Source organism: Actinosynnema sp. NPDC023794 (assembly GCF_040639675.1).
Lineage (GTDB): Bacteria > Actinomycetota > Actinomycetes > Mycobacteriales > Pseudonocardiaceae > Actinosynnema > Actinosynnema luteola.
Window position 1 is genome coordinate 197,257 of the sequence record NZ_JBFAFR010000015.1, and the last position, 13,912, is coordinate 211,168.

The following is a 13,912-nucleotide window of genomic DNA, read 5'->3' on the forward strand; positions in this document are numbered from 1 at the left end:
AAGATCAACATCAAGACCAAGATCAACAACTGTGTGCCTGCGGGTGCGGTGAAACCGCACTCCCAGGTCGTACCTTCATCAACAAAGACCACCAGCGACTATGGCTTAGCGCTGGCGGTATGCGCTCCCTGACAGGTGACCGCTGGGAGCTTCGTCCCATCTAAAGGGCTGATCGTCAGATCGGTACCTCACCCCGCCTACCACGGTAGGCGGGGCTCTTCTGTCCTCATCACCCGTCGAACTACTGCTCGTACTCGAACCTCATGCGGTAGATCGAGTGCCGCCCTTCGGCAGTGCTGGCCTCGAAGTACACCGCGTGTTCGGTGAGGACGGGGCCACGGCCGATCGGGAACCCAATCTTGGTCCTCTCCACGATGGATCGCTTGCGTGCCACATCGTCCAGCCCGAGCCAGTAGCCCTCGTGGTCACGGGACAGGTAGGCGACCATGCCGCCATGCACATCGGGGAACAAGCCGTTCACAACTACGTGCAGCTCCTCGCCGGTCTCGGCTACTGCAACACCAACGCCAGGGTGCTGGCTACGAGTGTCATAGGCCAGTCTGCGACCCGAGATGGACGGGTGGGTCGCATTACGCACGACGACGACTGGTGAGGGTTCGCTAAGATCGGCCAGGGAGACCCGCCTGATCACCTGCTGCGGCTCGTCTAGGTCCATCCACACCACCGAATCGGAGCCCAACTGCGCTCCGCCTGCGCTGGCGCTAGGTTCGACCTCGAACCACTCACCGCGCCTGCGGCTGTACAACCAGATGCCGCCTCCGAGTCCGCCCGATACAGCTAGACCTTGCGCAGCAATCCACTCCTTATTGATGTCAGTCGCTCCGCCTGTCTCGCTGATGAGCTTCCGGTCGCCGCTTGCGAGATCGTAGAGCACCACTCCGCCGGACTGGCGGTAGGCAACTACGCTCAGGCCGTCCGTGTGAGGCATGTACTCGAACTCACCTTCCGGAGTGAGTCGCTTAACCTCGCCGGACGGAAGCTGGATGTGAACGGCGAATGTGCCTTGCTCTGTGCCCTGCGCCCACACCACCGTCTCTCCATAGGCGTCCACGTCCCGCTGTACCGCGTCCACATCGGAGATACGCTCAGCCGCGGCGATAGTCGGTACCCGGAACGGCAGCATGTCGATGGTGAGTGGAACCTTCCGGCCTAGCTTCTTCGCTGCCTCTTCTGCGAACAGCAGGGACTCTTGGTACAGCGTGCGGACTGTCTGCTCCGCGACCCGCTTACCGATGTGTTGCAAGTCATTACGATGCTCTCCAAGTTGAGAGATCGTCGCCTTGTTCCTGTACTTTCCGGTCCGGCTGAGCGCCTCGGTGAAGGTGATCGTGTGCCGACCGTCTTCCTCCATGATGGACTTGCCCTTTGAGACAAGCTCAGCTTTGAGGAGCATTTCGGCCGCGAAGTGAAGCGACAGGACTACCTGCATGACGTCGAGTTCGTCACGCATGTCTGAGTGGAGAGACGCGTGCTGGAGCGCCAGCATCGCTGTGTCGAAAAGGTCCTGTTCGCTTGCGGTCATAGGTTTTAGTATATAAGAGGTGTGATCGAGGTCGCATCTGATTATCGGGCAATTGAGTTCGAGCTATATTGCAGTAGGACCACCAAATGTAAGAAACTCAAACCACTGAGTAAATACCTTAGTGGAGCCAAAAACCCACCGCGGAAGCGGTGGGTTTTTGTGTTGGCCTCGTGCGGCCTACTTGAACTTGGCGGTGCGCTCGTCGGCCTACGCGATCAAGCAGACGCAACGGCTGATCTTCCCTGATCACAAATGGGCGGCGGGCTGGCGTAGCTTCATGATGTTGAAAGTGCTCATCAGTGCAGCTAGGTCACTCGTGTCTGTAGGACATACTCAAATAGCCCACTCCCTTGATGTGGCCTCTCTACGAGGAGTGTCGGCCGTACGGCTTGCCGCGTTAGCTCGTTCACCCGATCGTGTGACACGCCGACCTGCAACCGTCGCTCTACGCTATGAGGTGGCACCTGCCGTCAGTGATCTTAGATCTTATTTTGGCGGGTGCCTGGGAAGTTAACGCACCAACTACTCAAAAGGAGCCCGCCTATGGGTGAACCAAAGCCGCCGAATGTCTGGAGCTGGTCAAGTGACGCATCTATGGTCTGTCAGGCCGCGTACAGTTGTAGTAGACGTGCTGAACGTAGTTCGTCGTGCATGGCGTCGAGGAACGCCGGGCGCCTATGACGTTCTGACGGGAGCTACTGGCTCCCTGACGGCGTGGCTGAGGCCAGGTTCATACTGCAAGGTGCGGTATGTGGGCGATCCAGAACTTTTGGATATCGTCCACGTCTCTGACCGGCTGAACTTCGAGAAGCTGATCGAGCAAGGACGGCTCTACCTGGCCCCTAAGGGGCAAAAGGCTGACCTCACAGCACTGGCGCTGGCCAAAGGTACCGACGGAATCGTTGTAGCCGACGACGAGTACCGCGAGGAGTACCCATTCGGACACGAGTGGTTGCTGTTCGACCTGAAGCGCGCTATCAGACCTAAACGCTCCCGAGGCCGTTGGCGCTGGGAGTGGAAGGATCTGGAGCATCGAATGCGCAGGTACTATGGGGAACCGGACGACCCTAGTCGAGTCGTGAGCCGTGACTATATCCGGGAAATAGAAGCTGTCTCCGGTTTCAACTTCCGTGACCCGGTTTGGCCAACACGTGTTGGGGAGCCTGTTGGGTTCCCACACATGGCGAGAGACCTGGGAAAGCCGGTGTGGTGGGTGCGTAATCGTGCCGACAAACTAGGCATCCCACGGCTACTTTCAACGTGGTTGACTGACGAACAGGTCTTGAGACTTAGGTCTGGCGATGGGGAGTCCCAACAGGCAATGCCGCTTCCCGAAGCAGCCTAAGTCTTGTAGGAACCTGCCAATTAGTTTATAATCGGCAATCAGCTCCACTTTTGTTCCGGTCCATTGTCGCAAGCCAGCGCCAGTGGTCCGGAACAAACGAAAGGAAGCTGAAATGCGCCATTTGCGTCTGGTGGAGCCTGCTGCTGACTCAACCGCTGAAGAACTCGATGAGAAGATTCGGGTTTGGCTTGAGCGGCCGCGATCTGCTGGAGAACCTCGACTGACCTGGTGGCCTGATCGTGAGTACACCATTGCCGAGCTGGAAGCACTGGCCCAAGACGTAGATGAGCGGATTGCCAACTGGCATACTGTGACGCTTGCTATGGTTCGGCTTAACGTGCCGGACGCAGTTGTGTTGAGATTGTGGGTAGCGGTACGCCAAGCTGTCCCCTGGCTGGTCGAAAAGGCACTGTCATGGGAGGAGTATGGCGATGATCAGGACGACCTGCCGTACTACTGTGTCGATACTTTGTGGATGATTCGAGCTGAATTCGACCCGACCATTGAAGTGCCCTGGGACCAATTGCCCGATATTTCCACCTGCAAGATGGACCCCGAGGCGATCGAACGTACAAACCGGAAGGAGCGCCATACCATCGACCGACTTGCGCGTCTGTGGCGGCGTCAACGTCTAGCCTCCGTTCAGGCCGCATGACTTACCGCCCAGGGCCTCGGCCTTGGGCGGTTTTCCATTAGTTATTATTCCTCCACGAGGTCGAGGATGTGTAACCCGAGTGACCTCATGGTAAAGGGCCGTAAGCACCGAAGTGCCTACGACCCTTATGCGTCGCTAGGACGCGCTAGTTGCTACCTGCGCTTGCCGCCAGGCTTCCACGATGTTCTGCGGTACCCGGCCCTTGTCGCTGATCTCGTGGCCGTTTTCGATGGCCCAAGCACGCACAATGGCTGGGTCAATCTCATCCAGCACTGTCGCATTGACTGCGGTCTGCGTGCTGCCGTTAGACAGTACCCTCCGACCGGCTTCTTTTGCTGGAACCGTCCTTGAGACAGCGATGTAGGGAGCGAGTACCTTGCGGAACTTCGCGGCATTTTCTCCGGAAAGGTCAACTTCTAGATACTGACCGTCGCACAGGTAGAGGATGGTTTCAGCGGCCTCACTGATTCCATCCAGATCGTCGAGAGTTACGACTTTACGTGCCATTGCATTCCCTCCAATGGTTTGTTTGCTGGCGGCCGTGATCGTTTTTAACTCATAGTTTGAGGCTGTGCAAGCATTAGCGTGATCGAAATGGCAACTTTTCGATAGACACTTATGCTGTTTAAGGCTTCGTGAAGCCAATACTTGAAACCAAAAAATCTTAATATTTTCTGATCGGAAACAAAGCGCTTATGTCACCGGGTGAACGGCGAGGCTCGTCGCCCCACTGGTCCGAGCCCTTGCTGGACCAATGGTCTACGGCCACGCTTAAGCGGCATGGACCATCGCACCGGCACACTCAAGCTGCCGCCTGATCTCGTAGCCAACCGCTACGCGGCCATCGCGCACGCCGTGTTGAGTGCGTTCGACCCGGAGGGCCTGGCGGGCGTCGCCTTGGTGGTGGCGGACGAACTGGCGACTGACGACGAGCTGAACCGAGCACTGGACACGTACAGCGAGCACAACCCTCGGGGAGGGTAGTTGGCGTAACCCCTGATCCCGGTAGCGGCGATAACCCGGTATCAGGGAGGCTCGTCATGCAGGGACCGCGCGCACCGTACGTCAAGTTGCTCACGTACCGAGACCGCGAGTACGTCACCTGGCTGGTGCTCACAGGCACCTTTGCCGGTACGGGCCTGGCACATGGCTGGGTGGCAGTCGTAGAGCGTGAAGCCTGGGCTGGTGCGCTGGCAGGCTCGTTGCTTGCGGCGTCGACCGGGTGTGGACTCAAGGCTCGAACGGAGTGGCGGTCGGGCTGGTCATGCCCCAGCCTTGCCCAGCTCGTCAAGTCAGCCGTCCACATAAGACAACCCGCCAAGGCATCGGGCCTTGGCGGGTTGAGCGCCGCTACACGGTCACGACCTCGAAGAGGTCATCGAACTGCATCGGGGCGAGTGCCACCAGCGCCCCGGCGATGAACGCCGCGCCAGGTTGCAACTGGCCGGTCCGCACCCGCATCGCCGTGGATCGGTTAACGCCCATTCTCTTGGCTAAGGCGTAATCACTCGTGATACCGGCGAGCGCCACCGCCTTGGTGAAGCTCGCTGTTCGGAGCCGGACCGTGTACGGCACGGCCACCTCCTAGCCTCGAGAGGCATGAGCGTGCGCCCTTAGCTGTTGCGCCCCGCGGCTTCACCAGAGCTAAGGCCGAACGTAGCCAAGACGTTCATCGCCTCTCGCATGAAATTCCTGAACGCCTGCTCATCCGTGAAGTGTAGGGCAACCGTCCCGTCCGCGAACGAGAAGAACGCCTGACTGCCCGTAACCTCGTACTCAATGGTGCAGCTTGAGTCAATCTCGGCGCTCGTGCGGACACGGACGCCAACGTCGCTTTGCATGTATCTAGTCACTCTTTCCGTGAGATGGTGTTGCTTCTACGTCCGGCCCCATCGGTGGGCCGGTGGTCGCAAGGACAGCGGGACAGCGGCAGTCCGGGCAGTTGCACCGCCATGTCCACATGCCGAAGCGGTCCCCCGTGACAGGCAGTTCAACGTCTTCCACCGCCGGGACGCGGAAAGTGTGTTTGAGCGCGAGGCAATTCGCGCAGACCCGACTATGATCCGCGTAGTTCAAGTACTGTTGGATAAGCAGGTGCTCGGTTGGCGGGTCATCGGTCATGGCGAGACCATGAGTCCGAGCAGCTGCGCCATCGGCGCGAATTTGCCGGCTTGGAAAATTTCATTTACCCGTTCTGCGACGCTCTCCGGAACGGTGCGGTGGTCCCAAACCGAGCCGCAGAGGCGGCACTGAAAGATCGCCTGGTCTTCGGACCAGACCTGCAAGAACAGGTCGCCGCCTCGGTGCGGACAGGCCGAAGCTGGCACCCACAGCCCGAGCGTGGTCATGGCTGGCTCCGAAAAGCCCGAGGGAAAGCGGCACGACAGCCAGCGCAACCACACCGGCGGACTCGACTTCTCATCCAAAGCGTTGCCGCGACGGCACCAGCTCCCGTCAGCGCGACCATAAGCGCGAACAACATGCAACACGCCTCCTTACGCCAGGGCTGGCAGGGCGACTGTTCGGGGCATGAACCGCGAGGGCCTGGACGGAGGTGGGTGCGCGAGACCACTAGCCTCAACGCCCTTGGCCGCCCGTGTCGCCCTGCCAGCAGTTCAGAGACTACGACAGAGACTCTGTTGGAGACGCGCGCAATCGGGTGACTTTAGAGACTCTGTTGGTGACGCTGCGCGATACTCCCTAACGGCATCTACCTGCCGTACGGCAGACTGGCCAGCATGGACGCGCCTGATCTTGGCCCCGTCGTTCAGCGGCTGATCCTCGGTGCCAAGGTGAGGCAGCTCCGGGTAGCCGCTGGCTTCGCAGAGGTCGAGGCGACGAACGATGACCAGCTCCGTTGGTATCGCGGCAAGCTGTCGAAGGTCGAGAACGGCCAGTACGCGCTCAAGCCCAAAGAGGTCGAAGCGCTCATCACGCTCTACCGCGTGACCGGCCAGGAGGCGACCGAGCTGCGCCAGCTCGCGACAGCAGCTCGACGTCAGAGTGCACCCGAGCGGGTACCGGACACGGCACGGCAGTACGTCGCCTTTGAGCGAGCGGCTGCCGAGATTCGCATGATCTACGGCGAAGTGCCTGGCTTGTTCCAGACCGCCGAGTTCGCCCGTGCCCAGTTCCTCACCTCGCCGGTAGTGCTGGGTGGGCAGGTGGATAGCTGGGCCGAAGCCCGCGAGCAGCGCGGCGAGCGGGTACGCCAAGCGGTTGGCACCACCGTTACCGCCATCCTCGGTGAACCCGCGCTCATGTGGATGGTTGGCGGCCCAGGCGTGCTCAAGCGGCAACTCCAGCGGTTGCTGGAGTTCGGCCAGCTGCCGCACGTGTCCATCCGGCTGCTGCCGTTCGCCAGCGGCGGCGCGACCGGAATCAGCACACCATTCACGTTGCTCTACATCGAACCGGCCCAAGTCCAGATCGCCTACGCGGAGACCTTGACCGGCGCCGACTACTACAGGACGACCGGCGCGTACGTCGCCGCGTTCGAGCAGGCCGACCAGCGGGCCCTCACGGAAGACGAGACCCGCGACGCACCTGATGGGGCGGATCAATGAGCTTGGATGAGACCACCGGGCGCGCCTGGCGCAAGAGCAGCCGGAGCGGGGGTAGCGGGGCGCAGTGCGTCGAGGTCGCAGTAGGTCAGGAGACCACCGGCGTTCGTGACTCCAAGAAGCCGGACGGTGAGCGGCTGACGTTCTCGACAGCAGCATGGTTGAGCTTCAGTCGGAGCTTCAAGCGGTAGTCGAGCACAGGCTCAGCGTAACCAGACGGGCGGTCCTATCGGGCCGCCCGTTTGGCTTCCAGGTTCACTTGCGATGACCGGGCGTACTAGATCAACGCTTCCGGACCGAGGAACGTCCACTTTGATCAACTCACTCCGTCGCGACGTTCTGGTCCGAGAGCATCTACTCATGGACGGGTCAAGAACATGCGAGACTCCACGCTCACGCCTATGCTCGGGAGATGTTGCCATCTGACTACGTAAGATCACTTGATGAGAGACTCTTCTCTCAAGTTGAATTGATGAAGAAACTAGTAGGACTCCGACTTCCTGAGATTGGCGGGAAAGCATCTTTTGCAGGTGTTTTCACGGGGCTCATCATCGGGGCTGGCTACGCCTTCGGTAAGGAAGAACCGCGACCGGGATTCATGCTAGAAAGTGCCTCCGATTGGCCTATTGTCCAGAGAGGTGCAGGACATGCATCCGTGTATCTGGCCGGAACTACACCGTATGAATATATCTCTCCAGCCTCCGGTGAAGCATCGCGGTTGGAACTCGCTTTCCGGCAAGCGCGCGAGGGCATCGCGTCATATGTTGGGGACTGGGCCGAGTCGGTAACAATACTTGCTATCAAAAGTCCGAAACCACTTTGTGGACCTGGCGGCGGAGTTAGATGTGCTGGAAACTCAGCGACTCTTGGTGCTCGTATTTCAATGAAGGATTTTCCGCGCAGTATTACGACTGCTGGCCATGCCACTGTGAAGAACGAACCGGCTTACGACGATCACAGAAACCTGATTGGCTTCGTGCGCGCGACAATAGATCCACTGCACGACGGCCTTCGGCAGTCCGATAAGGCGACTGCTGATATTGCAGTCATTGATCTTCTCGAATCCATAGCGGACGACGAATTCGTGATCCCCCGATGCGAAGGGGTGGCGGCTGTCAAGAGGCGCCACGAGGTTCTTGTCTCGCACGGAGCGAACACTCAAGGCCGTTGGGGGGCGGTGGAATTCTTTGGCGCGAAAGTTTCGTTGCCAGGTTATGGCACGTGGGCCGAAGCAACTACCGTCATGCCTTCTATTTCACGAGATGGAGACTCTGGTGCGATGGTCTATAACGAGCTGGATGAGCTTGTAGGTCACATAGTCTCGGGCGATCCGCTCACTTACTCCGTAGTCCAAGACGCGGAATTTCAATTTAAGGCTCTGGGTGATGCTGAACTAAGGGAGTAGGGCAGGTGGACTATGCGGTCTCTCTTCGGAATCTTCTTCATCCTTTTCGGTCCGTTCCCCAATATTGACTTGATTGACTTTGTGATCGCTGTAAACCTCGTCTTCTCCGCAGTGACACTCGGGCTGGGAGTACTCTTTGCCTTCACTGACCGAAAGGCGACCGCAGCGGTCCGTGGTGCCGTTGTGGAAGATAGCTCGAAAGCTGAAATACCAGTCGGGCAGGGTAATCAGCCGCAGCGTAGCATCGTTGATTTTGGCGGACTAGCGAAGCTTGCAGAAGCACTCGATAAATTGAATCGCTCCGGCCGCTTTCTTATAACCTCTATAGCGTTCATGGCTGTCGCTGTGGCGGCTCTTGGCCTCCAAGTCATAGTCCAGCCGGTATAATTTGAGACTATACATAAAGATTTATTCATAATATAGTAGTGAGGCGTTCAATGGGCGCAAAATGAAGTCGTTAGTAGTTCGCACGTCGCAAGAGAGGCTTGAGAATTGAATCAAGCAGAACGTAAGTACGTCGACGCGTATGCCGAAGGGAGGCGTGCGCAGAACGAGCTTATCGCCTACTCCATTGACGAGCGCGATGACGTCATAATTTTTATGGTTCCGCCAGAGGTCGATCCTTCGAGCTATCCGCATGAGATGTACGGTATGCCCGTCAAAGTCATCCAAGCGCCCTGGCCTGCACCCCTTATCTCCAACTAGGCTCTGGCGTACTGATTTGCGGTCCTGCGTTGATCGCTGTCATGCTTATCCGCATCAATCCGCATCAATCCGCGTCGGCTCATAGCCGTCTGGCAGACTTGTATCTGTCTTGCACCCGTCAACGTCACGTTGGCGGGTTTTATTGTGTAGTTGATCATCTTGCGATCACTAAGCTGCCGTGCTATAGCGATCTTGAAAGGTCTTCTTGACACCTCCGAGAAGCGACCCGTACGGTTCTGGGCCCGCACACCGCACCACCATCAGATCTGCTTGCGCTGGGACACGCACCATCACCCGCCACTGATCAGTGGCCAAGTCCTCCGCAAGAGAGGTCAAAGATCATGAGTGCGAACCTGCCAAGCCGCCGCTTTGGCGGACCGATGCCGTCCACCTTCACTCGCGTAGGGCGTCAGTTGGCCCGTGAGTTGAACGTCGTTGAGGCTGAAGCCGTCGCCTCAATCGCCCGCGTTGAAGCCGAAGCCGCCGTGTCGGCTGCCCAGGACGAAGCCGAAGCTGCGCTTGCGGCTAAGCGGGTCGAAGCCGCTAGCGCCGTGGCGCAGGTAGCCCACTTCCATCTCGGCATGGTGGCGGACACCGAGCGCCGCTTTAGTGCGCGTTGCAACCAGTACGAAGCCTCCCGACATACCGCCATCACGGACGCCTTTGCCGCGCTTGCCATCGGTGAGATTGAGTCGCTGCGTCTGAGGCGGGGTCGGTGATCGAGATGGTCTGGTTTCTGCTGGGCTTGTTGGTTGGGCTGGCGTCTGCCGCCGTTTGTGCGTATTACCTGATGCTCGAACTTCGGCGTACTCCTCCTGACCGGGCCGAGCTGGAAGTGCTGCGCCTACGGGCAGAAGCGGCCGAAGCCGCCTTGCGCGTCGCGCAGGCTGGACAGCTCGCGGAGCACCAGCTCATCATGCGGGCCTTCCCGAGTCCGGCGGATATGCCGTCCCGGCGGCCTGGCGGAGTACGGCATGACCAAGCTGGTTAAGGGTCTGGTGGTGGCGTCCGCGGGCGGTTTGCTGGTGGTGTATGTGGCTGGCGTTATCCAGCCCTACCTTGGACTTTTGGTTACGCTAACGTGTCTGGCCGTGCTCTACCTGCTGGTTCTCCGAGGCCCGAAAGGGCTGCGTTGAGGCTAACGAGCTTATGGTTTCCAATCTGCAACAAGTGAGTGGCTTCATAAAGCCATAAAACGGTGCACCAACCTGTGTTGACCTCACGATTATTTTCCGATCCGCAACAAGATCATGTTATAAACGTTGAGGTTAATAAATCAGGAGGGTGCACCCATGAAGCGGCGACGCAGATTCTTTGCGCGGCTTGTTCCGCGTGAGCAGATTAATACGAGAGACCTAACAAAAGCGCTGGTTGAGATCGCCATGAGTGAGCGAGATCGTAAGCAGCGCCAGGCAGATGAGTCCGAGCAGTCACGAGATGAGGACGCCTCATGAGCCTGGAGCTGCTAACCCTGCTCGTCACCCTGCTGGGCGTCGGCGGTTTGGTCAGCCTGGTAACCGCGCTGCGCGAGAAGCGCCAGCGCCAGGACGCCGACCGGGAGAGCTTCACGCTGACGTTCCCGGTTGAGACCACCCCGCAACAGGTGGTGGCGGTACTGCGCTCGATGAGTGGTCTTGCCAAAGACCGGCCGTGGTCAGCCCGGTCGGTGGTGGTTGAGGCGTTGGGCCTCCCCACTGGCATTAAGCACCGCTTGCACGTCCCGAAGCAGTGGGTTGAGCCCGTGCGCTCCCGGCTGCTGGTTGAGCTTCCCGGCCTGGGCCTTGAGCCACTGCCGGATGACGCAGTGCGTCCCGACTACCGGCGCGGCCTTGAGTCCGGCCTAAGCGACGAGTCAGGACTTCTGCGTACCGATGCTCCCGAGCTGGTTAGCCGCTCCCTGCTTACGGCCTTGCAGCCGGTAAGGGAGGACGAGGCCGTGCTGCTCCAGTGGGTTATCGCACCCGTAGGGCCCGGCCCGCGGCCGTCCAAAAGCCGGACGCATAAGGCGGGGGACTCGGTGCTTGGCGCCCTGGCTAAGCACGCGCTCAACCAGAAGACCGCCGAACCTGAACCCGTCCCGCTTCCCGTACAGCGTGCCAAGCTGGCCGAACCGCTCTACCTGGCAAGCGTCCGCGTCGTGGCGGCAGCTTCCACTGGTGAACGAGCAAGTCATCTGGTGAAGCGGCTGCGGTCGGCGCTGGCCGTTGCCGAGACGGCCGGTGGCTTGCTCAAGCCGCGCATGATGAGCCAGGCCCGCGTCGCTAAGCGGGCCTCGGCCCGCCAAACGCCAGGGTGGTGGTCTGCTCTGCTCAACGCCGCCGAGCTGACTCCCGTGCTGGGGTGGCCGCTTGGTCGGCCGAACGTACCGGGCCTTAACGTGCGTCGGTCGCGCTGGTTCGCACCCGCCCCGGAGCTAGAGCGAACCGGACGCGTCCTCGGTGACGGCCTGGCGGCTGGTGAGCTTCGCCCGGTGGCGCAGTCGCTGACCCAGGCCAAGACGCACACGTGGGTAACCGGTAAGACGGGTGCGGGTAAGTCCACGCTGCTTGCCAACATGATGCTGCAAGACATTGCCTCACCCGCAAAACCCGCTGTCATCTTGATTGAGCCCAAGGGCGACTTGGTGGGTGACGTGCTGCGGCGCATCCCTGAGCACAGGCGGCAGGACGTCATCGTGCTCGACCCAGCCCGTGACGTCCTGGTCGGCCTCAACCCCTTGCGGCTCGATGAACCTGACCGCGAGCTGGTAGCCGATGAGGTCTACGGCGTCTTCAACAAGCTCTCTACTAGTTGGGGACCGCGCCTGGGTGACGTGCTCTACAACGCCCTGCAAACCCTGGCCCGACAGCCGGACGCCGCGCTCACCGAGTTGCCCTTGCTCCTCGGTGATGACGGCTACCGGCGGCAAGCGGTCGCGCGCCTCGGTGAGGACGGCTGGGTACTGCGGTCGTTCTGGGCGCAGTTCGAAAGCCTCACGCCCGCCGAACGCGCTACCATCGCCGCACCCATCCTGACCCGTGTTCGGCCTTGGATTACCCGTACCAACCTGCGTCATCTCGTCGGTGTACCGAGTCCGCGGTGGACGTTCCGCGATGTGCTCAACGACGGCAAAATCCTCTTGGTCTCGCTCAACACTGGGCTACTGGGGCAAGAGACGGTCAATCTCCTCGGCTCGCTCATCTTCCAGAGCATCTGGCAAGCGGCCACCAGTCGGGCCACGATCCCCCAGGAGAAGCGGCGGACGGCGCTGCTCTATGCCGATGAGTGGCAGGACTACACGCACCTGCCGACCAGCATTGACAACATGCTCTCTCAGGCGCGCGGCTACGGCCTCGGGCTGGTGTTCGCTAACCAGACCGTGACGCAGCTTTCACCCGGCCTACTCGCTGCCGTGACCGCTCATGCTCGCTCGAAGCTCGTTATGGCTAGCGGTCACGCGGACGCCGTCTATATGGCACGTGAGATTGGCGGGGTGACGGTGGAAGACGTTCAGGGCCTCGGTGCACGCGAAGCTATCGCCTCACTCATGGCCGGTGACCAAACCGCCCCACCCGTTTCTATCCGTACCCGGCCGCTAGCTGAAGCGCTCATGAGGAACGAAGACGAGATGTTGGCCGTCATTCGTCACGGCTACGGCCTTGACCCGGCCGAAGTTGAGCAGGCCATTCGGCAGCGGCACGAACCGCAGGCCGCCCAGCCGACCAGCAACCGGCGGCGGAGGTCGTCATGAAGTGTCGCATCGTCGGTCGCTTCGCCTGCGCTACGGCAAGCCGTTTGGGCTGGTCAGGAGTGGTACAGGGGCCGCTAGCTGCAAGGGCTCCCTTGCATCTACGGAGTGTCCTATGACGCTCACTCCTTCATCACCCTCATCGGCCCACACCCCCGAACCCACCCCTACGCCCCGCCTCGCTCGCATTACTGCGGCTCGGCTATCTTCGTTGGCGAAAAAGTTGACGGACCCAGAACGCCAAATCATCGACACCTTGGCGCGCGGGAGAGCAGCTACCGCGCGCCAATTGCAGCGGCTTCACTTCACCAATGCGTCGCCCCGCTCCAATGCGCGCATGGCCCAGCGTTCTCTGAGGAAGCTTACCGACCTGCGGGTTGTCACCCGCCTTGAGCGTGCGCCCGGTGGGTACGGCGGCGGTAGCGCTGGAAACGTCTATAGCCTCGATGTGGCTGGTATCAAGCTAGCGAACCCTGACATAGATAAAGCCGTTCGTAAGCCGTGGCCGCTGTCTCACTTGTTCCTTGAGCACACGCTCGAAGTTATGGAGTGGTACGTGCGACTGGTTGAGAACGAACGTCTCGGCGGCCTCAAGGTCATGGACTATACCGCCGAACCGAAGTCATGGCGTTACTACGTCAGTGGCATGGGTGGTCGAGCCACGCTCAAGTCGGATGCCTTTGTGCGGTTGGCCTCAGACGAATGGGAAGAAGACTGGTTTCTTGAGATTGACCGCGATACCGAGCACGTCCCCGCCCTTGAGCGCCAACTGGCCCGCTACGTCGATTATTGGCGTAGTGGCACCGAGCAGGCGCGCAACGAAGTCTTCCCGCATGTGCTGTGGATTGTGCCGAGCGCCCGCCGGTATGGCGAGCTAGTGTCCTGAGTCGTTGATTCGTTGACAGTATCGGGCGAGGTTGTCGAGGATCTCGTCGGCGGTCTTGGTCCAGACGAAGGGCTTCGGGTCGT

16 protein-coding genes are annotated in these 13,912 nt (G+C 60.2%); 12 read left to right on the plus strand and 4 right to left on the minus strand.

What is annotated here, in order from left to right; translation table 11 throughout:
* Positions 1-241: 241 nt before the first annotated feature.
* Positions 242-1,543, minus strand: coding sequence for a hypothetical protein (locus AB0H12_RS27785; protein ID WP_499626660.1), 1,302 nt, complete (start codon positions 1,541-1,543; stop codon positions 242-244).
* Positions 1,544-2,294: 751 nt separating this feature from the next.
* Here AB0H12_RS27785 and AB0H12_RS27790 point away from each other — a divergent pair.
* A complete protein-coding gene (locus AB0H12_RS27790; RefSeq protein ID WP_499626661.1) occupies positions 2,295-2,888 on the plus strand; it encodes a PIN domain-containing protein in 594 nt (197 codons plus the stop codon).
* 112 nt (positions 2,889-3,000) lie between these two features.
* Positions 3,001-3,543: a hypothetical protein gene (locus AB0H12_RS27795; RefSeq protein ID WP_499626663.1), complete on the plus strand. Its 543-nt coding sequence runs from the start codon at positions 3,001-3,003 to the stop codon at positions 3,541-3,543.
* Between the two features lie 135 nt (positions 3,544-3,678).
* Here AB0H12_RS27795 and AB0H12_RS27800 read toward each other — a convergent pair whose 3' ends face one another.
* Positions 3,679-4,050 carry a histone-like nucleoid-structuring protein Lsr2 gene (locus AB0H12_RS27800; protein ID WP_499626664.1) on the minus strand — a complete coding sequence of 124 codons (372 nt, stop codon included), beginning with the start codon at positions 4,048-4,050 and terminating at the stop codon, positions 3,679-3,681.
* Between the two features lie 273 nt (positions 4,051-4,323).
* Between AB0H12_RS27800 and AB0H12_RS27805 the strand changes: the two genes are divergently transcribed.
* Positions 4,324-4,527 carry a hypothetical protein gene (locus tag AB0H12_RS27805; RefSeq protein WP_499626666.1) on the plus strand — a complete coding sequence of 68 codons (204 nt, stop codon included), beginning with the start codon at positions 4,324-4,326 and terminating at the stop codon, positions 4,525-4,527.
* Between the two features lie 366 nt (positions 4,528-4,893).
* Here AB0H12_RS27805 and AB0H12_RS27810 read toward each other — a convergent pair whose 3' ends face one another.
* Positions 4,894-5,118: a transcriptional regulator gene (locus tag AB0H12_RS27810; protein WP_499626667.1), complete on the minus strand. Its 225-nt coding sequence runs from the start codon at positions 5,116-5,118 to the stop codon at positions 4,894-4,896.
* 542 nt (positions 5,119-5,660) lie between these two features.
* Positions 5,661-5,891, minus strand: coding sequence for a hypothetical protein (locus AB0H12_RS27815; protein ID WP_499626669.1), 231 nt, complete (start codon positions 5,889-5,891; stop codon positions 5,661-5,663).
* 390 nt (positions 5,892-6,281) lie between these two features.
* Between AB0H12_RS27815 and AB0H12_RS27820 the strand changes: the two genes are divergently transcribed.
* The 9 genes from AB0H12_RS27820 (at position 6,282) to AB0H12_RS27860 (ending at position 13,829) form a co-directional block, all read left to right on the plus strand.
* Positions 6,282-7,109 (plus strand): DUF5753 domain-containing protein, encoded by an 828-nt coding sequence (locus AB0H12_RS27820; protein ID WP_499626671.1) that lies wholly within the window; start codon positions 6,282-6,284, stop codon positions 7,107-7,109.
* Positions 7,106-7,297, plus strand: a complete 192-nt coding sequence (locus AB0H12_RS27825; protein ID WP_499626673.1) for a DUF397 domain-containing protein — start codon at positions 7,106-7,108, stop codon at positions 7,295-7,297. Before AB0H12_RS27820 ends, AB0H12_RS27825 begins: the two co-directional genes overlap by 4 nt.
* 221 nt (positions 7,298-7,518) lie before the next feature.
* Positions 7,519-8,511 (plus strand): hypothetical protein, encoded by a 993-nt coding sequence (locus AB0H12_RS27830; RefSeq protein WP_499626675.1) that lies wholly within the window; start codon positions 7,519-7,521, stop codon positions 8,509-8,511.
* A 12-nt stretch (positions 8,512-8,523) separates the two neighbouring features.
* Positions 8,524-8,898 (plus strand): hypothetical protein, encoded by a 375-nt coding sequence (locus tag AB0H12_RS27835; RefSeq protein WP_499626676.1) that lies wholly within the window; start codon positions 8,524-8,526, stop codon positions 8,896-8,898.
* 659 nt (positions 8,899-9,557) lie between these two features.
* Positions 9,558-9,935, plus strand: a complete 378-nt coding sequence (locus AB0H12_RS27840; RefSeq protein ID WP_499626678.1) for a hypothetical protein — start codon at positions 9,558-9,560, stop codon at positions 9,933-9,935.
* Positions 9,932-10,207 carry a hypothetical protein gene (locus AB0H12_RS27845; protein WP_499626679.1) on the plus strand — a complete coding sequence of 92 codons (276 nt, stop codon included), beginning with the start codon at positions 9,932-9,934 and terminating at the stop codon, positions 10,205-10,207. Before AB0H12_RS27840 ends, AB0H12_RS27845 begins: the two co-directional genes overlap by 4 nt.
* Positions 10,191-10,352, plus strand: a complete 162-nt coding sequence (locus AB0H12_RS27850) for a hypothetical protein (protein ID WP_499626681.1) — start codon at positions 10,191-10,193, stop codon at positions 10,350-10,352. Before AB0H12_RS27845 ends, AB0H12_RS27850 begins: the two co-directional genes overlap by 17 nt.
* A gap of 314 nt (positions 10,353-10,666) precedes the next feature.
* Positions 10,667-12,946 carry a type IV secretory system conjugative DNA transfer family protein gene (locus AB0H12_RS27855; protein WP_499626682.1) on the plus strand — a complete coding sequence of 760 codons (2,280 nt, stop codon included), beginning with the start codon at positions 10,667-10,669 and terminating at the stop codon, positions 12,944-12,946.
* Positions 12,947-13,154: 208 nt separating this feature from the next.
* Positions 13,155-13,829, plus strand: coding sequence for a replication-relaxation family protein (locus AB0H12_RS27860; RefSeq protein ID WP_499626683.1), 675 nt, complete (start codon positions 13,155-13,157; stop codon positions 13,827-13,829).
* Positions 13,830-13,912 lie beyond the last annotated feature (83 nt).

Coding starts and splice junctions, on each gene's coding strand:
- AB0H12_RS27785 (WP_499626660.1), bottom strand. CDS start 1,543: ATGACCGCAAGCGAACAGGACCTTTTCGACACAGCGATGCTGGCGCTC.
- AB0H12_RS27795 (WP_499626663.1), top strand. CDS start 3,001: ATGCGCCATTTGCGTCTGGTGGAGCCTGCTGCTGACTCAACCGCTGAA.
- AB0H12_RS27800 (WP_499626664.1), bottom strand. CDS start 4,050: ATGGCACGTAAAGTCGTAACTCTCGACGATCTGGATGGAATCAGTGAG.
- AB0H12_RS27805 (WP_499626666.1), top strand. CDS start 4,324: ATGGACCATCGCACCGGCACACTCAAGCTGCCGCCTGATCTCGTAGCC.
- AB0H12_RS27815 (WP_499626669.1), bottom strand. CDS start 5,891: ATGACCACGCTCGGGCTGTGGGTGCCAGCTTCGGCCTGTCCGCACCGA.
- AB0H12_RS27820 (WP_499626671.1), top strand. CDS start 6,282: ATGGACGCGCCTGATCTTGGCCCCGTCGTTCAGCGGCTGATCCTCGGT.
- AB0H12_RS27825 (WP_499626673.1), top strand. CDS start 7,106: ATGAGCTTGGATGAGACCACCGGGCGCGCCTGGCGCAAGAGCAGCCGG.
- AB0H12_RS27830 (WP_499626675.1), top strand. CDS start 7,519: ATGTTGCCATCTGACTACGTAAGATCACTTGATGAGAGACTCTTCTCT.
- AB0H12_RS27835 (WP_499626676.1), top strand. CDS start 8,524: ATGCGGTCTCTCTTCGGAATCTTCTTCATCCTTTTCGGTCCGTTCCCC.
- AB0H12_RS27840 (WP_499626678.1), top strand. CDS start 9,558: ATGAGTGCGAACCTGCCAAGCCGCCGCTTTGGCGGACCGATGCCGTCC.
- AB0H12_RS27850 (WP_499626681.1), top strand. CDS start 10,191: ATGACCAAGCTGGTTAAGGGTCTGGTGGTGGCGTCCGCGGGCGGTTTG.
- AB0H12_RS27855 (WP_499626682.1), top strand. CDS start 10,667: ATGAGCCTGGAGCTGCTAACCCTGCTCGTCACCCTGCTGGGCGTCGGC.